General features: G+C 72.3%; 18 protein-coding genes. 5 read left to right on the top strand and 13 right to left on the bottom strand.

Going from position 1 to position 21,383, the window contains the following annotated elements; all coding sequences use genetic code 11:
* Nucleotides 1-97: 97 nt before the first annotated feature.
* The 8 genes from RBJ65_RS03045 to RBJ65_RS03010 form a co-directional block, all read right to left on the bottom strand.
* Nucleotides 98-1,600, bottom strand: coding sequence for an aldehyde dehydrogenase family protein (locus RBJ65_RS03045; protein WP_306317647.1), 1,503 nt, complete (start codon nt 1,598-1,600; stop codon nt 98-100).
* A gap of 155 nt (nt 1,601-1,755) precedes the next feature.
* Nucleotides 1,756-2,790, bottom strand: a complete 1,035-nt coding sequence (locus RBJ65_RS03040; RefSeq protein WP_306332107.1) for a hypothetical protein — start codon at nt 2,788-2,790, stop codon at nt 1,756-1,758.
* On the bottom strand, nt 2,787-3,158 hold the full coding sequence (locus tag RBJ65_RS03035) for a hypothetical protein (RefSeq protein ID WP_306321073.1): 372 nt from the start codon (nt 3,156-3,158) through the stop codon (nt 2,787-2,789). The genes RBJ65_RS03040 and RBJ65_RS03035 overlap by 4 nt, the downstream gene beginning before the upstream one ends.
* Nucleotides 3,145-4,908: a hypothetical protein gene (locus RBJ65_RS03030; protein WP_306321072.1), complete on the bottom strand. Its 1,764-nt coding sequence runs from the start codon at nt 4,906-4,908 to the stop codon at nt 3,145-3,147. Before RBJ65_RS03030 ends, RBJ65_RS03035 begins: the two co-directional genes overlap by 14 nt.
* A gap of 201 nt (nt 4,909-5,109) precedes the next feature.
* A complete protein-coding gene (locus tag RBJ65_RS03025) occupies nt 5,110-6,102 on the bottom strand; it encodes a malate dehydrogenase (RefSeq protein WP_306321071.1) in 993 nt (330 codons plus the stop codon).
* A gap of 363 nt (nt 6,103-6,465) precedes the next feature.
* Entirely contained in the window at nt 6,466-7,509 is a 1,044-nt protein-coding gene (locus tag RBJ65_RS03020) for a DUF2690 domain-containing protein (protein WP_306321070.1), read from the bottom strand.
* A gap of 280 nt (nt 7,510-7,789) precedes the next feature.
* Nucleotides 7,790-8,302 carry a DUF3017 domain-containing protein gene (locus RBJ65_RS03015; protein WP_306321069.1) on the bottom strand — a complete coding sequence of 171 codons (513 nt, stop codon included), beginning with the start codon at nt 8,300-8,302 and terminating at the stop codon, nt 7,790-7,792.
* The gene (locus RBJ65_RS03010) at nt 8,292-9,155 is read right to left on the bottom strand and encodes a bifunctional methylenetetrahydrofolate dehydrogenase/methenyltetrahydrofolate cyclohydrolase (protein ID WP_306321068.1); all 864 of its coding nucleotides are present in this window, start codon (nt 9,153-9,155) and stop codon (nt 8,292-8,294) included. Before RBJ65_RS03010 ends, RBJ65_RS03015 begins: the two co-directional genes overlap by 11 nt.
* Before the next feature lie 303 nt (nt 9,156-9,458).
* Between RBJ65_RS03010 and RBJ65_RS03005 the strand changes: the two genes are divergently transcribed.
* The 3 genes from RBJ65_RS03005 to RBJ65_RS02995 all read left to right on the top strand — a co-directional run bounded on the left by RBJ65_RS03005 (nt 9,459) and on the right by RBJ65_RS02995 (nt 12,826).
* Nucleotides 9,459-10,163 (top strand): RDD family protein, encoded by a 705-nt coding sequence (locus RBJ65_RS03005; RefSeq protein ID WP_306321067.1) that lies wholly within the window; start codon nt 9,459-9,461, stop codon nt 10,161-10,163.
* A gap of 4 nt (nt 10,164-10,167) precedes the next feature.
* Nucleotides 10,168-10,887, top strand: coding sequence for a hypothetical protein (locus tag RBJ65_RS03000; protein WP_306321066.1), 720 nt, complete (start codon nt 10,168-10,170; stop codon nt 10,885-10,887).
* Between the two features lie 166 nt (nt 10,888-11,053).
* Nucleotides 11,054-12,826 carry a protein kinase gene (locus tag RBJ65_RS02995; protein WP_306321065.1) on the top strand — a complete coding sequence of 591 codons (1,773 nt, stop codon included), beginning with the start codon at nt 11,054-11,056 and terminating at the stop codon, nt 12,824-12,826.
* A 95-nt stretch (nt 12,827-12,921) separates the two neighbouring features.
* Here the strand turns inward: RBJ65_RS02995 and purH are convergent, their stop codons facing one another.
* On the bottom strand, nt 12,922-14,481 hold the full coding sequence (gene purH, locus RBJ65_RS02990) for a bifunctional phosphoribosylaminoimidazolecarboxamide formyltransferase/IMP cyclohydrolase (protein WP_306321064.1): 1,560 nt from the start codon (nt 14,479-14,481) through the stop codon (nt 12,922-12,924).
* Nucleotides 14,478-15,107 carry a phosphoribosylglycinamide formyltransferase gene (gene purN, locus RBJ65_RS02985; protein WP_306321063.1) on the bottom strand — a complete coding sequence of 210 codons (630 nt, stop codon included), beginning with the start codon at nt 15,105-15,107 and terminating at the stop codon, nt 14,478-14,480. Before purN ends, purH begins: the two co-directional genes overlap by 4 nt.
* 260 nt (nt 15,108-15,367) lie before the next feature.
* Between purN and RBJ65_RS02980 the strand changes: the two genes are divergently transcribed.
* On the top strand, nt 15,368-16,198 hold the full coding sequence (locus RBJ65_RS02980; protein WP_306321062.1) for a hypothetical protein: 831 nt from the start codon (nt 15,368-15,370) through the stop codon (nt 16,196-16,198).
* Nucleotides 16,199-16,500: 302 nt separating this feature from the next.
* Here RBJ65_RS02980 and RBJ65_RS02975 read toward each other — a convergent pair whose 3' ends face one another.
* On the bottom strand, nt 16,501-17,823 hold the full coding sequence (locus tag RBJ65_RS02975) for a DUF6350 family protein (RefSeq protein WP_306321061.1): 1,323 nt from the start codon (nt 17,821-17,823) through the stop codon (nt 16,501-16,503).
* A 122-nt stretch (nt 17,824-17,945) separates the two neighbouring features.
* Here RBJ65_RS02975 and RBJ65_RS02970 point away from each other — a divergent pair, with 122 nt between their 5' ends.
* Nucleotides 17,946-19,205, top strand: a complete 1,260-nt coding sequence (locus RBJ65_RS02970; protein WP_306321060.1) for a helix-turn-helix domain-containing protein — start codon at nt 17,946-17,948, stop codon at nt 19,203-19,205.
* Nucleotides 19,206-19,279: 74 nt separating this feature from the next.
* Here the strand turns inward: RBJ65_RS02970 and sucD are convergent, their stop codons facing one another.
* Nucleotides 19,280-20,161, bottom strand: a complete 882-nt coding sequence (gene sucD, locus RBJ65_RS02965) for a succinate--CoA ligase subunit alpha (RefSeq protein WP_306321059.1) — start codon at nt 20,159-20,161, stop codon at nt 19,280-19,282.
* Between the two features lie 19 nt (nt 20,162-20,180).
* Entirely contained in the window at nt 20,181-21,359 is a 1,179-nt protein-coding gene (gene sucC / locus RBJ65_RS02960; RefSeq protein WP_306321058.1) for an ADP-forming succinate--CoA ligase subunit beta, read from the bottom strand.
* Between the last annotated feature and the right edge of the window lie 24 nt (nt 21,360-21,383).

Here is a 21,383-nt window from a genome sequence, read left to right as displayed (position 1 = left end):
AGCCCCGCCGGCGATTGAGGCGCGGGGTCCGGGGCAGAGCCCCGGGACGTTCACACGGGTTACGTATACGGGCGCACGGCCCAGGAGGACGCGGACGTCAGCCCGCGAACCACCGCACCGGCTTCGGCGCCAGGTTCTGGTACACGTGCTTGCTCTCGCGGTACTCGGCGAGCCCCGCAGGACCCAACTCGCGGCCCACACCGCTCTTTCCGAACCCGCCCCACTCGGCCTGCGGCAGGTAGGGGTGGAAGTCGTTGATCCAGACCGTGCCGTGCCGCAGCCGGCGCGCCATGCGGCGGGCGCGGCCCGCGTCCTCGGTCCACACGCCGCCCGCGAGTCCGTACTCGGTGTCGTTGGCGAGGGCCACGGCCTCGTCCTCGGTGCGGAACGTCTCGACGGTGAGGATCGGCCCGAAGGTCTCCTCGCGCACGACGCGCATCTCGCGGTGGCACTGGTCGAGCACGGTCGGCTCGTAGAAGTACCCGGTGGCCGGGCGGACCTCGGACGGCTCGGGGCGCTTGCCGCCGCAGCGCAGCACGGCACCCTCGGCGAGCGCGGACGCGACGTACGCCTCGGTCTTGTCGCGCTGCGGCTCGCTGACGAGCGGGCCGCACTCGACGCCGTCCTCGGTGCCGCGGCCGAGGCGGATCTTCTCGGCGCGGCGGGTGAGTTCGGCGACGAAGCGCTCGCGCACCGACTCCTCGATGATGAGGCGGGAACCGGCGGAGCAGACCTGGCCGGAGTGGATGAACGCGGCGTTCAGCGCCTGGTCGACGGCGGTGTCGAAGCCTTCCTCCGTCTCGCACGCGTCGGCGAAGACGACGTTCGGGTTCTTGCCGCCGAGTTCGAGGGCGACCTTCTTCACGGAGACGGCCGCGGCCTGCGCCACCTTGGTGCCGCTGACCAGGCCGCCGGTGAAGGAGACGAGGTCGACGTCGGGGTGGTCGGCGAAGCGCGCGCCCACCGAGGCGCCGGGGCCCGTGACGATGTTGGCGACGCCCTCCGGGAGGCCCGCCTCGATCAGCAGCTCGACGAGCGCGACGGTCGTCAGCGGCGTGATCTCGCTCGGCTTGATGACGAAGGTGTTGCCCGCGGCGAGCGCCGGGGCGATCTTCCAACTCGCCTGCAGGAGCGGGTAGTTCCACGGCGTGATCATCGAGCAGACGCCGACCGGCTCGTGCACGACGACGCTGTGGATGTCGTCGGAACCGGCGTCGACGACGCGGCCCGCGCCCTCGCCGATGACGAGGTCCGCGAAGTAACGGAAGGCGTCCGCGACGCAGTCGACGTCGACGCGGCCCTCCTCGACGGTCTTGCCCGCGTCCCGGCTCTCCAGGAGGCCGATCTTCTCCCGGTCGCGTACGAGGAGGTCGGCGACGCGGCGCAGCAACGCGGCGCGCTCGGCGACCGGGGTGCTCGGCCACGGGCCCTCGTCGAAGGCGCGGCGGGCGGCGGCGATCGCCGCGTCCGCGTCCTCGGCGGCGCCCTCTGCGATCACGGCGAACGGCTTGGCATCCGCAGGGTCGAGGATCTCGCGTGAGGCCCCTGATGCGGCCTGGCGCCACTCTCCGCCGACATGGATGGTGTTTTGCACTGACACGTCCTGCTTCGCCTTCCGTTCCGGGTATGTCCCCCGGTCACCGCAGACGCCCCTTCGGCGATCTCTACGGTGACATCGCATGCCCCTGCCCTGGTGCTCGGGAAGCATGCCCGTACGGCGCCAAAAGTGCGCTGTGTCACTACACGCCGGTCCGCTCAGTCCTGTGCGAACCGCGAAAGCGCGGTGGCCAGGCGGTCCTCCTGCTCCGGCCAGTCGGCGTCGGGGCCCGCGACCAGCACCGCGTACTGCTGTCCGTCCTGCGCGGTGAACGCGAAGTCGACCACCTTGCGGCGGGCGCCGAGCTTCTCGCTGTCGTAGCCGTAGACGAGCTCGGCCGCGTCGTCGGTGACCGCGTCCGAGGCGCCCTCGGGGGCGGATGTCTCCTCCAGTGAGACCTCCTCGTACCCGGGGTTGCCCGACAGGTTCTTCGACGCGGCGGTGAGCGATTCGAGCGGTGTGGTGTCGGGTTCCTCGATGGTGAAGATCTGGATGAGCGAGCCCTCGTCCGGGGACGTGTAGAACACGCCGTTCTTGCCCTCGGTGCGGTCCCAGCCCTTGGGCACCGCGAGCGTGAAGCCCGCCGCGTCGCGCACCTCCCGGTAGTCGGCGGGAAGCCCTCCGGTCGGCGTGGGGGTGACCGTGGGGGATGCCGAGGTGTGGGTGGGCGACGCGGTCGTCGGCCCCGGCTTCGGGGCCGGCCCCGGGTCGTCCCCCCGGCTGATCAGCACCGCCCCGGTCGCGACGGCGGCCCCGAACACGGCCGCGGCGAGCACCACGACCACGAAGCGCCGCCCGGGGCCGCGGCCGGGCGACGGCGGGGGCGGGTCCTGCGGCGGTCCCGGCCAGGACTGGGGCGGGGTCCCGTCCTGTGCGCCGGGGCCGGGGCCGGGGCTGGTGCCGGGGCCGGAGCCGGGGCTGGGGCTGGGGCCGGAGCCGGGGCCGGAGCCGGGGCCGGGGCCGGGGCCAGGGCCAGGGCCGGGGCCGGGGCCAGGGCCGGGGCCGGAGCCGGGGCCGGAGCCGGGGCCGGGGCCGGGGCCGGAGCCGGGGCCGGGGCCGGGGCCGGGGCCGGGGCCAGTGCCCGGCGGTGGGGCGAAGTCCGGGCGGGGTGGGGGCGGGGACGACACCGCGCCCGTCTGCGTGCCCGCCTCCTCCCAGCGCTGCGTCTCCTCGTTCCACTGGCGTCCGCTCACGTCATGTTCCCCAGCATCCCGGCGACCGTGCCGGCCGACGCGAGCAGCGAGACGACCGCCTGGGAGTCGGCGAGGAGCGCGCGCAGCCGCTCGATCCGGCTCGCCGGGGCGCGCCCGGTGCGGGTGATGTCCCCCTCGGTCTCGGCGAGTTCGGCGTCGAGGGTGGTCAACTGGCCGTCGTCGTCGCGCAGTCGGGTCAGGTCGGCGCGCAGTTCGCGTACCGCCGCGAGGAGTTCGCGCGTCGCCTCGTCGGTCTGCGGCGCGCCGCCGCCCGTGTGGCTCTCCGCGTGGGCGTGACTGCCGATGGCGAACGTGCTGCCGTGGACGTCGCCGATGCTGACCGAGGGCTCTTCGCTAGGCGTCGTCATGGTCGCCGGTTCCCTTCTGGTCCGGGGTGCCGTTGCCTTCGGCCGTTCCCGAGGTCGCGCGGGCGTGCGTGCCGACGGCGAAGGTGGAGTCCTCGACCCGGTCGATGTTCACGCCGCCACTGCTGATGTTGACGATCTTCTGGACGAACTCGCCGGTCTGGTAACCGGATTCGGCGAGCGCCTGGCGCACGCCGTTGGCGATGCGGTCCTGTATCGACTTGAGGTAGCGCTCGACGTCCATCTGCTGGAACCGCGAGCCGGGCCCCTCCGCGCCGAGCTCGCGCACCGAAAGGGCGGGGCCGTCCGGCAGCGCGCCGCCGTGCCCGCCGGTCAGCACCTGCCAGCCGTAGCCGACCCAGCGGCCGATGGTGATCAGGGAACGTACGGGAGAACCCGCCACCCGCGCGAAGGCCCAAGCGGCCTTGCCGACCGGGTTGTTGTGCCGGAACTGGTGCGCGGCCCGGTCGGCGTTCCGGAACGGTTCGCGTACCGGGGCGAGGACGTGCGGCACGATCTCCAGCATCAGCATCCGCCCCTGGGTGTGGACGCGGACGAAGACGGTGACGACCAGCTCCTCCTCCCAGCCGCCGACCCGGATCCGCAGGAAGTGCCGGCGCTTCTCCGCGCCCTCCTCGACGGCCCGGCCCCGGTGCTCCTCGAAGGCCTCGGGGCGGTACGGGGCGTCGTCCCGGTCCGCGAGGCCCTCGGCGGGCAGGAAGACGCACTCGTCGATCTCCAGCCAGCGCAGCCGGTCGCGGACGGTGGTGCCGGCGAACTCGGCGGGCAGCCGCAGCCGTTCGAGCAGCGGGCGGACCTGCTCCAGGATCTTCCGGTTGTTGATCGGCTGCTGCTTCTTCATCCGGTCGGGCCGCAGTTCCACGGCGAGCGTCCAGGTGTCCACCGGTTCGCCCGCGCCGCAGAACGGTCGGACCGCGTGGTACATGATCAGCGGCGCGTGCTGCTCGGTCCTGATCCGCCGCTTCACCCGCTGGAAGCGGGGGCCCTCGGCGCTCTCGGCCGGGTCGGCGGACGCGTCCCCGAACCGCGCCTCTGACAGCTCGGCCCCGAGCGCGCGGGCGAACTGGCTGCGCTGGGCGCCCACGCATCCGGCGATCAGGGCGAGCACGAGCAGCGTGAGCCAGCCGTACAGGGCGCCGCTCGACCCGGTGCCCGAACCCTCGGGGACCAGCCAGCTCAGCACCTCGGGCAGGCTGTCGCGCAGGTCGGAGCGGACTTCGTAGGACAGGCTCCCGTACTCGTCGCCCTTGATGACCGTGGCCACGGTGGAGACCAGCAGCACGGCCAGCAGGATCCGCCCCCACCAGCGCACCCACCAGGCGGGCACCCGGCGCCAGACCGGCGGCCGCCGACCGGGACCGCGGATCCAGACGCCGAGCGCGAGCAGCGCGGACGGCAGCAGGTACGCGAGGATCCCGTAGTCGGTCAGCGGCAGACCCACCGCCCACAGCCCGAGCACGGCCCAGGACCAGGCCACTTCGATACGTCGTGCGCGCAGCGCGTGCGCGAGGACACGGGCCGCGTCGAAGCCGAGCGAAGGCGCCACGATGCGCTGCTCGTACAGGTGCAGCTGCTCGATGACCCGGTCCCGGTAGCCCTGGTCGAGATAGGCGCCCGCGCACAGCAGCCGGGTGGCCTCGCTGGCGTGCGGCGGCTTCGCCGGTGGTGGTGGCGCCGCCACCCCGGCGCCGTTCTCCGAAGACGGCTGCTCCGGCACATACGCGGTGCTCACACCACTCCCCCGAGGTCGTCATCGACGATGACCGTTCGAACTGCCCGTACTGCTGCGGCAGTTGATGAAGGAGAAGCATAGGACGTCACACCGACATCCAGAACCGAATACTCCGGGTACGAAATACTCCGGGCACGAAAAAGCGGCTGCCCCTCGGACGTCCGAGGGGCAGCCGCCGTTACCGGCTACCGGTGAGTGGGCTCAGATGAGGCCCAGGCCGCGCACGGCCTCGCGCTCGTCGACCAGCTCCTGCACGGACGCGTCGATGCGCGTACGCGAGAACTCGTTGATCTCCAGGCCCTGGACGATCTCGTACTTGCCGTCCTTCGTGGTGACGGGGAAGGACGAGATGATGCCCTCCGGGACGCCGTACGAGCCGTCCGACGGGATGCCCATGGAGGTCCAGTCGCCCTCGGCCGTGCCGTTGACCCACGTGTGGACGTGGTCGATCGCGGCGTTGGCGGCGGAGGCGGCGGAGGACGCGCCACGGGCCTCGATGATCGCGGCGCCGCGCTTGGCGACGGTCGGGATGAAGTCGTCGGCCAGCCACTGCTGGTCGTTGCCGATGGCCTCGATGGCGGGCTTGCCGGCGACGGTGGCCTGGAAGATGTCCGGGTACTGCGTCGCGGAGTGGTTGCCCCAGATCGTCAGGCGCTGGATGTCGGCGACGGTGGCGCCCGACTTCTTCGCGAGCTGGGTCAGCGCGCGGTTGTGGTCGAGGCGGGTCATCGCGGTGAAGCGCTCGGCCGGTACGTCCGGGGCGGCGGCCTGGGCGATGAGGGCGTTGGTGTTGGCCGGGTTGCCGACGACGAGGATCTTGACGTCGTCCGCGGCGTGGTCGTTGATGGCCTTGCCCTGCGGCTTGAAGATGCCGCCGTTGGCCTCAAGCAGGTCGCCGCGCTCCATGCCCTTCGTACGCGGACGGGCGCCGACGAGGAGGCCGACGTTCGTGCCGTCGAAGGCCACGTTCGGGTCGTCGGTGATCTCGATGCCCTGAAGCAGCGGGAAGGCGCAGTCGTCGAGCTCCATGGCGGTGCCCTCGGCGGCCTTCAGCGCCGGAGTGATCTCCAGGAGACGCAGTTTGACCGGCACGTCCGCGCCGAGCAGCTGGCCGGAGGCGATGCGGAAGAGCAGTGCGTAGCCGATCTGGCCGGCGGCGCCGGTGACGGTGACGTTCACGGGAGTGCGGGTCATGGCGTTCTCCGTAGGACAGCAGGTCAATTTGATCGATCTCTTGGTATCAAGAGATCCGTTCGTCAGGCTATCGCGCCCCGCCCGCACGGGAACCACAGGTTCATGTGGCCCGCCCCACAGACCGCTCACGCGTGGCAAGGCCCGAACGCGGGCACGAACGCGGGCGCACACACGGAGACGGCCGCCGAGCCCGGGAGAGTAAGGCTCAGGCGGCCGCCGTGGGGGTGCTACTGCGGACCTCCCGTGGGGGTAGAGGTGCGTCTTCCCCGAAGGAGCGCACCCATGCGTGCTCCGTGTGCACCGTGTGCCCGGCGCGTGTGCTCGGCCCGTGTGCCCGGCGCGTGTGCTCGGCCCGTGTGCGTACTACGTCGTGCAGCCCTTCTGCCCGTTCGCGAGCGTCGCGCACGCCTTGACGTCGGAGGCCGAGTCCACCGCCATCATCGGCGTGTACGCGTCCGTGTCGGCGGTGCCGACCGTGACCTTCTTCGAGGTCTTGGCGCCCTTGGTCAGCTGTACGACGTCGCCGGGCGCCGCGCCCTGGATGCGGCCCCACGCCGCCTTGCACGTCTTGTTGTAGCGGACCTGGACGGTGGCGGTGCCGATGACGACCGTGGTGGAGTTCTCGGCGCGGCGGCCACCGCAGTTCATGGCCTCCGGGTCCTTGCCGCCGCAGCCCGCGCCAACGCACTTGACGCCCGCGGGCAGTTGGGTCGCGCTCGCGCTCGGCGAGGGCGACTTCTTGGCCTCCGAGCCGTCGCCGCCCTTCCCGTCGAGCACGAAGAAGCCGACCGCGACGATCAGCGCGGCGCCCAGGGCCCCGGCCCCGAACATCAGCAGCCGCCGCTTTCCACTGCCCGGCGTGGCACCCCGCGGGGCCTCCGGAGGCGGGATCACGGGCGGCGGCCCGAACTGGTCCATGCGCGGCGCCGCGGCCTGCGGCGGCACGGTCGGCGACACCCCCGCGGGCCCCGCGACACCGGCGGTACCGGCCTGCTTCGGGGGCCGGGTCTGCTTGGCCTGCTTGGTCTGCTTGGTCTGCGTGGACTGTCCGGATTGCACGGGGCCCCCGAACTCGCCGAGCGCGGCCCGCGCCTGGGAGATCCGGATGGCCTCCATGGTCATGTCGTGCCGCATCTCGGAGCGGCTCCACGCGCGCTCCGCGAGCTCCCACATCGTTGTCAGATGGACGGGATTGGTGCCGGTCACCTCGGCGAGCGCGACGACGGCGCCCTTGGGTGCGAGCAGCCGGCCGTTCAGATACCGCTCCCACGAGGTCTTGCTGTACCCGGTGCGGTCGGCGAGTGCGGCGATCCCCAGGCCGCCGCGGTCCACGAGTCGGCGCAGCTGACCGGTGAACTCCCTGATCTGTGGGTCGAGTTCGTCCGGTAGCGCCTTCCAACGAGGCATTGCCCTTCCCCCTATTCCCCCCGCGTGCCCTGTTCCCCTCACGCCGTGCGTCGTGCTCGGCCCCCACTGGCTACCCAATGGGATGCGCCGAGTCGGGTCACCAGTTCCCGGACCGGGGGCGCATGGGGTCATTCGACCGCGTACGCCAAGGTCCATGTGCCAAAAACCCCGGGAACGTGCCGGAGATCACGACAAAAGGAAGCGGGGCCTCCAACTTGGAGGCCCCGCCCGTCACTTGAAGTCGCCGAAGAGTCGGCGCACGGTGATCAGCGCACCGTGATCAGCGCACCGTGAAGTGCAAGGTGTCCTGGAGGAACGGGAGCTTCAGCCACGGATCGGGCTGCGCCATCATCGCGAGCAGCACGATGACGAGCCCGAGGCCCGCGCACGTGATCATGTCGGTGAAGCGCGAGCGCACGGCCAGCATGCCGACGTCCGGCAGCAGCCAACGCAGCACGGCCCCGCCGAGCAGCGCGACGCCGACCAGGATCGTGCCGACGCGGAACAGGCCGAAGGCGGTCAGCAGCAGCCCGAGCGCGGTCACCGAGAGCACGGCGATCAGCGGCCACTGGCGGGCGGGCGCGGGCGCGTCCCCACCGGCGGCCCGGCCGCCGCCCTCCGGCCGCGCGGTGTCGCGCGTGAGCATCGGGAAGCGCCGGCTGACGGCCTTCTTCACGGCTCCGGGCGTGCCCTTGGGGGAGTCCGCCGAGGAATCCCCGGAGCGGTCCCCCGGAGCGTCTCCCGCCGTGCTCTGCGCGCCGCCCATGGCCGCGCCCGCCGCGTCAGCCGACACCGTTCGCGTCCCGTTCGGCGGCCTCGACCACGTTCACGAGGAGCTGGGCGCGGGTCATCGGGCCCACGCCGCCCGGGTTCGGCGAGATCCAGCCCGCGACCTCGGCGACGCCGGGGTGCACATCGCCGACGATCTTGCCGTTCTCGTCGCGCGATACGCCCACGTCGAGCACGGCGGCGCCCGGCTTGACGTCCTCGGGCTTGATCAGGTGCGGGACACCGGCCGCGGCCACGACGATGTCGGCCCGCTTGAGGTGCGCGGAGAGGTCACGGGTGCCGGTGTGGCACTGCGTCACCGTGGCGTTCTCGGACTTACGGGTCAGCAGCAGCGGCATCGGCCGCCCGATGGTGACGCCGCGGCCGACGACCACGACCTCCGCGCCCTTGATCTCGACGCCGTGCTTGCGGAGCAGCGTGATGATCCCGTACGGGGTGCAGGGCAGCGGCGCCGGCTCGTTGAGGACGAGGCGGCCGAGGTTCATGGGGTGCAGGCCGTCGGCGTCCTTGTCCGGGTCCATCAGCTCCAGGACGCGGTTCTCGTCGATGCCCTTGGGCAGCGGCAGCTGCACGATGTAGCCGGTGCAGGCCGGGTCCTCGTTGAGCTCGCGGACGACGGCCTCGATCTCCTCCTGCGTGGCCGTCGCGGGCAGCTCGCGCTGGATCGAGGCGATGCCGACCTGCGCGCAGTCGCGGTGCTTTCCTGCGACGTACTTCTGGCTTCCGGGGTCCTCCCCCACGAGGATCGTGCCGAGCCCCGGCGTGACCCCCTTCTCCTTCAGCGCCGCCACGCGGGCGGTCAGATCGGACTTGATCGCGGCTGCGGTGGCCTTGCCATCGAGAATCTGGGCGGTCATGGCGTCATTCTCGCAGGGCGGTGTGTCATCGCCCAAGTTCGCCCCCGCCCGGATCTCATGCCTTCGTCTTGACGCCGCGCGCCGCCCGCGCCCCACATTGCACTTGCACAACAAGTGAGCAATGCGGCTGGACACGCCTCACGCGCGCGCGGGAGCATGATCGCCGCATCGCCGCGGGGAGCGCACGGGAGGCGGCGGCACGGGGGCGGCTCGGGGGATTGCATTCACTCGCGCGGCCAGGTTCCGGCCGCTCCGCTGTGCTGTCCGCGCCGTCCCCGCGTAGTCAACGGAGGAACACCCGCCATGAGTTTCGGCGACCCCAACAATCCGTACGGGCAGCAGCCACCGCCCGCTCCCCAGCAGCAGCCCGGCAACCCGTACGGGCAGCCGCAGGCCGCCCCGCCCCAGCAGCCCGGTTACCCACAGGCTCCCCAGCAGCAGCCCGGTTACCCGCAGGCCCCGCAGCAGCAGCCCGGCTACCCGCAGGCGCCGCAGGGTCCGGGCGCCTACGGCTACCCGCAGCAGCAGCCGGGCGTGCCGCAGCAGGCCGCGTACGGCTATCAGCAGGCCCCGCAGTTCGGCGCTCCCGGCATGCCGCAGCTGGCCGGCTGGGGGTCGCGGTTCGGCGCCACCCTGATCGACGGGCTCGTCGTCGGCCTCCCGGTCGGCGTGCTGTACGGGGTCGGCTTCCTGTGCATCGCGAAGGAGCTCTTCGCCCTCGGCCTGATCCTCATCGTGGTCGCGGCGCTCGGCGCCATCGGCATGGGCATCTGGATGCTCGTCCAGATGGGCTCGACCGGCCAGACCATCGGCAAGCGGACAGTCGGCATCCGGGTGCTGCGCGAACTGGACGGACAGCCCACCGGGTTCGGCGGAGCGTTCCTGCGGAACATCTGCCACGCGCTCGACGCCATGGCCTGCTACATCGGCTTCCTGTGGCCGCTGTGGGACGAGAAGAACCAGACCTTCGCCGACAAGATCTGCTCAACCGTCGTAGTGAAGGACTGAACGCATGAGCTTCCCGCCGCCGCCGAACAATCCCCAGAACCCGTACGGGCAACAGCCCCAGCAGCCCCAGCAGCCGCCGCAGCCCCCGCAGGGCAACCCCTACGGGCAGCCGCAGGGCGCCCCGCCCCAGCAGCCCGGCTGGGGCCAGCCGCCGCAGCAGCAACCCCAGCAACCCCAACAGCCCGGCTACGGCTACCCGCAGGCCCCGCCGGTGCCCGGCCAGCAGGCGTACGGGCAGCAGCCCTACGGTCAACAGCCGTACGGCGCCCCGCACATGGGCGTGCCGGGGCAGGAGCCGCCGAAGGCGAAGACGGCCCGCACGCTCCTGTGGTGGATCGTGGGCCTGCAGACGCTGCTCACTCTCGGCTACATCGGCTGGTCCGCGTACATCTCCTCGCAGGCCAGCGACGCCATGGCGGACGCCGAGGGCGTGGAGGGCATGGAGGGCGCCAACGCCATCATGGGCGCGAGCCTCGGAGTGACGTGGTTCTTCGCGGTGCTCATGACCGGATGGCTCGTCTGGGCGATCCTGCTCGCCGTCAAGCTGCCCACCGGCGGCAAGGGCGTGCGCACCGCGACCATGGTGTTCGCGATCCTCACCGCGGTCGGCGGCATCTACCCGTTCCTCGGCGTGGGTCTCGTGCACACCGTGCTCGCGATCATCCTCGCGGTCACGATCAACAAGCCCGAGGTCCAAGCCTGGTACAACAGGCCGCGCCAGTAGGCACGTTCACGTACACGCCGCTCACGTACAGGGCCCGCGCCGTCAGGCGCGGGCCCTGTGTGCCGTCCGGCCACGGCGCGCACCCCGCTCGCGGTAGGTTCTCGGGCTACCAGCGGGGCTGCGACGCACCCGTGAGAGCGGTGAGTCCACCGGGGGAACGAGAGCCATGAACGAGCACCACCAGCGGCCGCCCGTGCCGCCCTACTCCCAGGCCTCCGGCACCGCCGCGCTCGCACAGGCGGGAGCCACGCCGCTGCTCGGTGGCGATCCGGCGCGCATCGGCCCGTACGTGCCGCTCGGCCGCCTGGGCAGCGGCGGGATGGGCCGGGTCTATCTCGCCCGCCCGCTGGACGACTCCCCGGGGCTCGCCGCGGTCAAGGTGATCAGACCCGAGTACGCCGAGGACCCGCGGTTCCGGCGGCGGTTCGAGCGGGAGGCCGCCGTCCACGCGCGCGTGCGCTCGGCGCACACCGCCGAATTCCTCGGCACCGGCTTCCACCACACCCTGCTGTGGATGGCCACCCGCTTCCTGCCGGGGCTCAGCCTCGCCGACGCGGTGCGCGAGTACGGGGTCCTCGAACCCGCGGGCTCCTGGCGGCTGTTGGCCGAACTCGGCTCGGCGCTCGCCGGGCTCGCCGACGCGGGCATCGTGCACCGCGACCTCAAGCCGTCGAACGTGATCCTGACCCCGTCGGGCGCGCACGTCATCGACTTCGGCATCTCGTACGCCGCGGACGCCGACGCCATGACCACCACGGGCGCGCGCGTGGGCACGCCCGCGTTCATGGCCCCCGAGTATCTGCGCGACGGCCGCTGCACCGCCGCGTCCGACGTGTTCTCGCTCGCGGGCACGGTGATCCACTCGCTCACCGGGCGGGCCCCCTTCGGCGACGGCACCGGCGTCGACGTGATGCACCGTGTCGCGTTCGAGGAGCCCAGGGCGGAGGTGATGGCCGAGGTCGCGGCGGCGGACGCGGCCCTCGCCGCGCTCCTCGCCGACTGCCTCGCCAAGGATCCGGCACGGCGCCCGACGCCGGAGCGACTGCTCGCGGCCGCCGCCACGCACGGTCAAGTGCCGTCCTGGAGCGAACGGTTGGGCGGCAGCCTGCTGGCCCGGCAGACGTCGTGCGAGGTGCTGCGGTACGCGACGGCGGAGCAGACCCTGCATCTGCGCGGGTCGGTGTTGCCGGGACAGGGGGCGTTCGCCGTGCAGGCGCGGACGGCCCCACCGGCGGCGGCGCCGATGCCCGCCCCCGTGCCCGTGCCCGTGCCCGTGCCGGACGCGACGCCCACGACAACGAGCGCGCGCCTGCGCCGCCGCCCCTATCTCGCGGCCGTGGCGGGCGCCTCCGTCGTGGCGGTCGCGATGGCCGCCTACCTGCTCGTACAGCCCGCGCAGGACGGCCGTGCGGCGGGCCCGCAGGCCACCCGGGCGGGCGCGCCGCGCGCGGAGATGTCCGCACCACGGGGAGCGTCCGCGACGCCCGCGAAGTCCGCGGGGGCCGAGCGGTCACCGGCACGGAAGACGCCGTCCGGCGCGGCGAGCACGGACGCCGCGGGCCACGCCTCCGCGACTGCCACCCGTACCCCCGACACCAGGAGGAGCGGCGGGAGTTCACCGCGCGGCGGCACCACCGTCACCGCGACCGCGCCCGTCCCTTCCACGCACGAACCCGCGCCGCGGCCGCCCGCGTGGATCTCCGGCTGCACGTACTACGACGGCACCGAACAGACCGCCCGGGGCGACACCGGCAAGCGGGTCGTACAGGCGCAGTGCATGCTCACCAAGCGCGGGTACGACGTCGGCGCGGCGGGCGTGGACGGGGACTTCGGCTCCGCGACGGAGGCGGCGGTGCGGAAGTTCCAGGGCGCCAAGGGCCTGGCCGCGGACGGCATCGTGGGCCCCGACACATGGGCGGCGCTGCGCGCTTCGACGTAGCGCCGCCCACAAGGACGTACCGGCTCGGGATCAGTACGCGGGATCAGTACGCGGGATCAGCGCGCGGGATCAGTGCGCGGGATCAGTGCGCGGGATCAGTGGAAGAAGTGCCGCGTGCCCGTGAAGTACATCGTCACGCCCGCCTTCTTCGCGGCCTCGACGACCAACTCGTCACGGACCGAACCGCCCGGCTGCACCACGGCCTTGACGCCCGCGGCGGTCAGGATCTCCAGGCCGTCCGGGAACGGGAAGAACGCGTCGGAAGCGGCGTACGAACCGCGCGCCCGCTCCTCACCGGCCCGCTCGACGGCGAGCTTCGCGGAGTCGACGCGGTTGACCTGGCCCATGCCGACGCCGACCGAGGCGCCGTCCTTGGCGAGCAGGATCGCGTTGGACTTGACCGCGCGGCAGGCCTTCCAGGCGAAGGCCAGCTCGTCCAACTCGCCCTGGGAGAGCGCGTCTCCGGTCGCGAGCGTCCAAGAGGCCGGATTGTCGCCGTCGGCCTGGAGGCGGTCGGTCACCTGGAGCAGCGCGCCGCCGTCGATCTGCTTCGTCTCGACCTTCGTGGACGGCCCGTTCGGGGCGCGCAGCACGCGGATGTTCTTCTTCTTGGTGAGGGCTTCGAGGGCGCCGTCCTCGTAGTCGGGCGCGACGATGACCTCGGTGAAGATCTCGGCGACCTGCTCGGCCATCTCCTTGGTGACCGGCCGGTTCACGGCGATGACGCCGCCGAACGCCGACAGCGGGTCGCAGGCGTGCGCCTTGCGGTGCGCCTCCGCGACGTTCGAGGAGACGGCGATGCCGCACGGGTTGGCGTGCTTGATGATCGCGACGCAGGGGTCCTCGTGGTCGTACGCGGCACGGCGCGCGGCGTCCGTGTCCGTGAAGTTGTTGTACGACATCTCCTTGCCGTGCAGCTGCTCGGCCTCGGCGAGACCGCCCGTGCCGTCGACGTAGAGGGCGGCGCCCTGGTGCGGGTTCTCGCCGTAGCGCAGGACGTTCTTGCGCTCGTACGTCGCGCCGATGAAGTCCGGGAAGCCGCTGTCGTCGGCGGCGGCGTAGTCATCGGCGAACCAGGAGGCGACAGCCACGTCGTACGAAGCCGTGTGCTGGAACGCTTCGGCGGCCAGGCGCTTACGGGTGGCGAGGTCGAAGCCACCGTCCTTCACGGCCGCGAGGACACCCGCGTACCGCTCGGGGCTCGTGACGATCGCGACCGACGGGTGGTTCTTGGCGGCGGCGCGGACCATCGAGGGGCCACCGATGTCGATCTGCTCGACGCACTCGTCGGGGCTCGCGCCGGAGGCGACGGTCTCCTTGAACGGGTACAGGTTCACGACCACCAGGTCGAAGGGGGCGACACCCAGGTCCTTCAGCTGCTGCTGGTGGTCCTCCAGGCGCAGGTCGGCCAGGATGCCGGCGTGCACCTTCGGGTGCAGGGTCTTCACGCGGCCGTCGAGGCACTCGGGGAACCCGGTGAGCTCCTCGACCTTGGTCACCGGCACGCCCGCGCCCGCGATCTTCCCGGCGGTCGAGCCGGTCGACACGAGTTCGACGCCCGCCTCGTGGAGCCCGCGCGCGAGCTCCTCCAGACCGGTCTTGTCGTAGACGCTCACCAGTGCACGGCGGATGGGCCGCTTGTTCTCGGCGCTCACGGGATAACTACCTTTCGTCCCTCAATGCTGAAGCCGTTACGGGCGAGCCGCCCCACGACATCGACGAGCAGCGTGCGCTCGACTTCCTTGATGCGCTCGTGCAGAGCGCTCTCGCCGTCCGCTGTGTCCGGTTCCACGATCTCGACCACGCCCTGGGCGATGATCGGGCCGGTGTCGACACCGTCGTCGACGAAGTGGACGGTGCAGCCGGTGACCTTGGCGCCGTACGCGAGCGCGTCCCGCACACCGTGCGCACCGGGAAAACTGGGCAGCAGGGCCGGGTGCGTGTTCACGAACCGGCCGCCGAAGCGGGCCAGGAACTCCTTGCCCACGATCTTCATGAACCCCGCCGACACCACGAGGTCCGGCTCGTACGCGGCCGTGGCCTCGGCGAGAGCCTTGTCCCACTCGTCGCGGGTGGCGTGGTCCTTCACTCGGCACACGAACGTGGGCAGGCCCGCGCGCTCGGCGCGCTCCAGGCCCGCGATGCCCTCGCGGTCGGCGCCGACGGCCACGATCTCGGCGCCGTACGCGTCGGTGCCCTGCGCCGCGATCGCGTCGAGGAGTGCCTGCAGATTCGTTCCTGATCCGGAGACCAGCACGACGAGGCGCTTGGCCTTGGCCACGACGGGGCCCTTTCTCGGGGAGCTAGTTGTGCGGTCGTACAAAGGCTTCGACGTCCCCGATACGGGGAACCCTACGAAGCGGCCGACCGGCAGCAACGATACCGGCACTGCCGACGGCCCCCACGGGACGGGGGCCGGGCCGCCAGGTAGCGTCGGCGGAACGGAACGCTGAGCGGCCATCGGACGTTGACGTGGAGAACGCCACGCCATGCCGCGCCAGCGGTCCCGTGACCGACGACCTAGGGGAAGACGCACATCTGATGCCGGACCGAAGCCTTCGCCTCACGCTGCCCGCCGGCGCCGTCCTGCCGCGCGAAGGCCGACCCACGTCGCCGTCCAAGGAGTCGGACGGTGAACGGGGCAAGGACAATCCGTTCGCGCCGCCGCCCGAGGACGCGCCCGACAGCCCGTGGCAGCCGCGCCACCCCGAGGGGGCGGGGTCGGGGTCGGGATCCGGATCGGGGTCGGGAAGCGATTCCGGTTCCGGTTCTGGTTCTGGTTCTGGTTCCGGTAAGGGAAGTTCGCCCTGGGGGAGCCAGTGGAGCGACCGGCAGCCGGGCCGCGCCCAGGGCGGGCGCTTCGGCGACCGGCCGGGCAATGGCAACGGCGGGGGCGGCGGCCCCGAGGGCCAGGGCAACGGGCAGGGGCAGGGGCCGGGCCCCGGCGGCATGCGCTGGGACCCGACGGACCCGGCGCAGCGCCGCGCGCGCTTCGCGCTGCTCTCCGGCATGTGGGGCTTCTTCTTCGCGCTGTTCAGCTGGCCGTACGTGGCGTTGCTGCTCGGTGTGCTCGCGCTGTACTGGGGCATCAGCGCGCTGCGCATGAAGTCCCGCCCGGCGAATCCGGACGCGCCGGCGGCCGCCGCTGCCGCCGCGGGTGCGGGTGCGGGCGGTAGGCCGCAGACGACGGCGGCGGTCAGTGGGCTGGTCACGGGGGCGATCGCGCTCGCGGTGGTGGCGTCGATGTTCACGATGAAGCTGGTGTACAGCGACTACTACGAGTGCCGGTCCGATGCGTTGACCAATGCGGCGAAGAAGTCCTGCGAGGACCTCCTCCCGAAGGAACTCAGGCCCCTACTCGGCGAACGCTGACCGGCGGTTACACCCCCCGGGGCGCTGCCCCGGACCCCGCGCCTCAAACGCCGGCGGGGCTTGTTTTGCCCGCCCGTCCGCCGTGGATCGCCGCGGGGTGGTGGCCGAGTGCCGCCTCGCCCACCTCCCACCACCCGCCCCCTCCGGGGGCGTCGGCCCGGCGGGGGGGCGCCGCCGGAGGGGGCAGCTCTCCGCCAACCACGACTCCCCACCCATTGCGGTAGGCCGCAACCGCCTTGGGCAATCTGCCGCCTTGGGCGGCAGGGTGGGCAAGGCGGCCCACGGTGCCGCGTGGCGAGGCTTCAGGCGTCGGGGCCGGGTGGGCCCGGGGCGAGGAAGTCGTAGGGCGGCACGGGCTCGGGCGTAGGAGGCGGGTCGGCGACCGGGCGTCGACCGCGGCGCCGCCACCACCACACCGCCGACCCCACCGGCACCCCCACCCCACACACCCACCCCACCGCCACCACCCCGGTCAACCACCCCACCGGTCCGAACTCCGCCAGGGCCGAACGGCCGAGCGCCCCACCGGCGGCCCCGGCCAGGCACCCCATCGCCACGCCGCACAACACCCCGGCCAGCACCACCGCACCCGCGACCCGCCGCCACCCCCATCCCAACTCCCCCGCACCCACCACCACGAACACGGCGACGACCACCGCCGCCACCACCGGAACCACGCCCACGGCCCACGTGAGCGGCGTCCCGCCCCCCGCCTCCGGCACCGCGACGAGCAGCGGAAACGCGGGCAGCACCGCGGTCCCCGCGCTGCCCAGCGGACCCACGGTGTGCCCCACCCCGAGCACCACCCCGGGCCCGAGCGCGTACGCGGCGCCCCAGACCGCGGCGTTCGGCACCAGGCCCGCGCAGAGCAGCAGCACCGCGAACCGCCCCGACCACGCCCCCGTGGTCTGCGCGAACGACTCCCGCGCCGCCGCCCCGTGCCACACCAGACCGACCGCCACAAGCAGCGCCCCACCCGCGACCAGCGCCAGCACCCCGGCCGCCGCCGCCCGCACGGCGACCGGCGCCACCTCTCGTAGGACCCGCAGGACCCCCTCCGGGAGCAGCGCGGAGAACCGCCCCGGCAGCGGACCGTACGGCCGCCCGTACGCGGTCCACACCCCGAACCCGGCCGCCGCCACCGTCAGCACCACCAGATGCGCCACGCAGCTCACCCACGAGGGCCGCAGCTCACCGCCCGCGCAGTAGTACGCGGCCGCCGCCCCCACCGCCAGATAGCCGACCACGGCCCCGCCCCAGGCCCCGGCCGCCGACTCGGCCTCCTCCACCGCGTCCCGCGCCGCCCGGTGCACGAGCCACAGCGGCAGCGCGAGCAGCAGGAGCGGGCCGACCCCCATCGGCGCGGGCAGCCCGGACAGGGTGTCGGTCCTGATCACCTCGGCGCCGTGCGCCAGGAGCCAGAGCGCGGCGGCGGTGTGCAGCGCCCCGCCGGGTCCGCTGTCCGGGTACGGCGAGCTGATCCACAGCACCATCACGAGCACGGCGCAGGCCCCGAGCCCGAGCCCCGCCGCGAGGGCCCCGCGCAGCGCGCCCCCGACGGGCCCCGGGGCCCGTTCCCGCAGCCGGGTCACGAGGGAGGGCAACGACAGTCCACGGCCGGTCATTTGGGTCACCGGACCATGCTCCCAACGACACGCCTTTACCTCGCGCAACAGGCGAAGCCCGGATGTGTCGCACAAGATACGTTTATGTTCTTTTTCGCGCGAAAGGGTGTGTGGAGTTCACGATGACGCAGGGCGCTGCCACCCCACTGCCGCCGCCCAAGGAGCGCCGCAGGCTCCGCGAGGCCGGTTCACTGACCCGCGACCAGGTCGCCGAGAAGGTTGGCGTGACACGCGAAACGGTCCGTCGCTGGGAAGCGGGTCGTACCAATCCGAAGGGTCTGAAGCGGGAGACGTACGCGAAGTTCCTCGCGGAGTTGGCGAGTGTCGCGGAACCGGTGCTGACGTCTCGGGGCTCTGCCCCGGACCCCGCTGCTCAAACGCCGCAGGGGCTTGATGAGCCCGAACCGGCGCAGGGGCCTGATGCGACCGGTCCGGCACAAGGAACCGATGTCGCCGAGGCCGCGCGAGGGGCCGATGTGGCCGAGGCCGCGCGAGGGGCCGATGTGGCCGAGGCCGCGCGAGGGGCCGTTGTGGTCGAGCTGGTGTCGGCGGCGCCCGCGACGGCATCGTCGTCAGCGCCACCCGCCCGTACCGCCGCCGAGGCCTTCGACGCGCTCTACACGCACGCGGCGCCGTTCCTCGTACGGCAGACCTATCTGCTCACCGGCCGCCGGATCCTCGCCCGCGAGGCCGTCGAGCGTGCCTTCCAGCAGGCCTGGCAGAACTGGCCCGAGGTGGCGGTCGACCCGGACCCGGCGGGCTGGGTGCGGGCGGCGGCGTACGAGTACGCGATGTCGCCCTGGCACGGGCTGCGCCCCGGCAAGCGTCAGCCGGAGGCCCCGCCGGCCACCGCGGAGGACCGCGAACTGATGGGCGTACTGCTGGAGCTGCCGCCAGTGTACCGGCGCACGTTGCTGCTGTACGACGGGGTGGGCCTGGATCTGCCGGAGACCGCGGCGGAGACGGAGGCCAGCACGCCTGCCGCGGCCAACCGCATCCTGCACGCCCGTGAGGCGGTCGCCGAGCGGCTGCCGGACCTCGCCGTTCCCGAGCAGCTGCACCGGCGGCTGACCGAACTGGCGGGCGCGGAGCCGTTGGAGGCGCCGGGGTCCACGGTGGTGCGCAGTGGCGGCGAGCGGCGCACCCGGTTCTGGACGCGGGCCGCGGTCGCGTTCACGGTCTTCATCATCGGCGCGACCGCGCTGACCGTGCGGGTGGCGCCCACGCACTACGAGCCGGTGCCCGCGCCCGGCTCACCGATCGCGGGCGTACCGCCGCTGACCGGTCCCGAGCCGCTGACGCAGGCGGATCTGGAGCTGCGCGATGAGCTGCGGGAGCGGCTGAGCGGAGGGCCCGAGCGGCTGACGCCCGAAGCCGAATAGCGCGTACAGCTCAGTGGGCCCGCACCGTGCCGGTGCGGGCCCACTGAGCTGCGTAAGAGAGATACGAGAGCTGACTAGCTCAGGATCTCGCGCGCGAGCTTCGCCGTCTCGGTCGGCGTCTTGCCGACCTTGACGCCGGCGGCCTCAAGGGCCTCCTTCTTGGCGGCGGCCGTGCCGGAGGAGCCGGAGACGATGGCGCCGGCGTGGCCCATGGTCTTGCCCTCGGGCGCCGTGAAGCCGGCGACGTAGCCGACGACCGGCTTCGTCACGTTGGCCTTGATGTAGTCGGCCGCGCGCTCCTCGGCGTCGCCACCGATCTCACCGATCATCACGATGAGGTCGGTCTCCGGGTCGGCCTCGAAGGCCGCCAGGGCGTCGATGTGCGTGGTGCCGATGACCGGGTCGCCACCGATGCCGACGGCGGACGAGAAGCCGATGTCACGGAGCTCGTACATCATCTGGTACGTCAGCGTGCCGGACTTCGAGACCAGGCCGATGCGGCCCGGCTTCGTGATGTCGCCCGGGATGATGCCGGCGTTCGACTGGCCCGGCGTGATGAGGCCGGGGCAGTTCGGGCCGATGATGCGGGTCTTGTCGCCCTTCGACTTCGCGTACGCGTAGAACGCGGCGGAGTCGTGGACGGCGATGCCCTCGGTGATGACGACCGCGAGCGGGATCTCGGCGTCGATGGCCTCGACGACGGCGGCCTTGGAGAAGGCCGGCGGCACGAAGAGGACCGAGACGTTGGCGCCGGTCTTCTCCATCGCCTCGGCGACCGTGCCGAAGACCGGGACGGACGTGCCGTCGAAGTCGACCTCGGTGCCCGCCTTGCGCGGGTTGACGCCGCCGACGATGTTCGTGCCGTCGCCGAGCATGAGCTTGGTGTGCTTCATGCCCGTGGCACCGGTCATGCCCTGGACGATGACCTTGCTGTCCTTGTTGAGGAAGATAGCCATGGCTGTGGTTCCCTCGTCCTTACTTCGCGGCCGCGAGCTCGGCGGCCTTGTCGGCCGCGCCGTCCATGGTGTCCACGCGCTGCACCAGCGGGTGGTTGGCGTCGGAGAGGATCTTGCGACCCAGCTCGGCGTTGTTGCCGTCGAGGCGGACGACGAGCGGCTTCTCGACCTTCTCGCCCTTCTCCTCGAGCAGGGCGAGCGCCTGGACGATGCCGTTGGCGACCTCGTCGCAGGCGGTGATGCCGCCGAAGACGTTGACGAAGACCGACTTGACGTCGGAGTCGCCGAGGATGATCTCCAGGCCGTTCGCCATCACCTGGGCGGAGGCGCCGCCGCCGATGTCGAGGAAGTTGGCCGGCTTCACGTTGCCGTGCTTCTCACCGGCGTACGCGACGACGTCTAGCGTCGACATGACCAGACCGGCACCGTTTCCGATGATGCCGACCTCGCCGTCGAGCTTGACGTAGTTGAGGTCCTTCTCCTTGGCAGCGGCCTCGAGCGGGTCGGCCGCGTCCTTGTCCTGGAGCGCCTCGTGGTCGGGGTGCCGGAAGCCGGCGTTCTCGTCCAGGGACACCTTGCCGTCGAGGGCGATGACCTTGCCGGAGGCGACCTTCGCGAGCGGGTTGACCTCGACCAGGAGGGCGTCCTCCTCGACGAAGGTCTTCCACAGCGTCTGGAGGATCTCGGCGACCTGGTCGGCGACCTCGGCCGGGAACTTCGCGTCCGTGACGATCTTGCGGGCGACCTCGGGGGTCACGCCCTCGTTGGCGTCGATCGGCGTCTTGGCGACGGCCTCGGGGCGCTCTTCCGCCACCTGCTCGATCTCCACGCCGCCCTCGACGGAGGCGATGGAGAGGAAGGTGCGGTTGGTGCGGTCCAGGAGGAAGGAGACGTAGTACTCCTCCACGATCTCCGGAGCCGTCTCGGCCATCATCACCCTGTGGACCGTGTGGCCCTTGATGTCCATGCCGAGGATGTTGGTGGCGTGCTCAACGGCCTCGTCGGGGGTGCCGGCGAGCTTCACGCCGCCGGCCTTGCCGCGGCCGCCGACCTTCACCTGGGCCTTGACGACGGACTTGCCGCCAAGACGCTCGGTCGCCTCGCGGGCCGCCTCAGGCGTGTCGATGACTTCACCGGCCAGCACCGGTACACCGTGCTTGGCGAAGAGGTCCCTCGCCTGGTACTCGAACAGGTCCACGCGCGTCCGTCCCTATCAGTGATC

This window comes from Streptomyces sp. KL109B (genome assembly GCF_030766935.1).
GTDB lineage: Bacteria > Actinomycetota > Actinomycetes > Streptomycetales > Streptomycetaceae > Streptomyces.
Note: the sequence above shows the minus strand (reverse complement) of the source record. Positions and strands in the feature narration are given on the sequence as shown.

Coding starts and splice junctions, on each gene's coding strand:
- RBJ65_RS03005 (WP_306321067.1), top strand. CDS start 9,459: ATGAGTTTCGGCGACCCCAACAATCCGTACGGGCAGCAGCCACCGCCC.
- RBJ65_RS03025 (WP_306321071.1), bottom strand. CDS start 6,102: ATGACCCGCACTCCCGTGAACGTCACCGTCACCGGCGCCGCCGGCCAG.
- RBJ65_RS02970 (WP_306321060.1), top strand. CDS start 17,946: ATGACGCAGGGCGCTGCCACCCCACTGCCGCCGCCCAAGGAGCGCCGC.
- sucD (WP_306321059.1), bottom strand. CDS start 20,161: ATGGCTATCTTCCTCAACAAGGACAGCAAGGTCATCGTCCAGGGCATG.
- RBJ65_RS03010 (WP_306321068.1), bottom strand. CDS start 9,155: ATGACCGCCCAGATTCTCGATGGCAAGGCCACCGCAGCCGCGATCAAG.
- RBJ65_RS03020 (WP_306321070.1), bottom strand. CDS start 7,509: ATGCCTCGTTGGAAGGCGCTACCGGACGAACTCGACCCACAGATCAGG.
- RBJ65_RS02995 (WP_306321065.1), top strand. CDS start 11,054: ATGAACGAGCACCACCAGCGGCCGCCCGTGCCGCCCTACTCCCAGGCC.
- RBJ65_RS02980 (WP_306321062.1), top strand. CDS start 15,368: ATGCCGGACCGAAGCCTTCGCCTCACGCTGCCCGCCGGCGCCGTCCTG.
- RBJ65_RS02975 (WP_306321061.1), bottom strand. CDS start 17,823: ATGACCGGCCGTGGACTGTCGTTGCCCTCCCTCGTGACCCGGCTGCGG.
- RBJ65_RS03000 (WP_306321066.1), top strand. CDS start 10,168: ATGAGCTTCCCGCCGCCGCCGAACAATCCCCAGAACCCGTACGGGCAA.
- RBJ65_RS03035 (WP_306321073.1), bottom strand. CDS start 3,158: ATGACGACGCCTAGCGAAGAGCCCTCGGTCAGCATCGGCGACGTCCAC.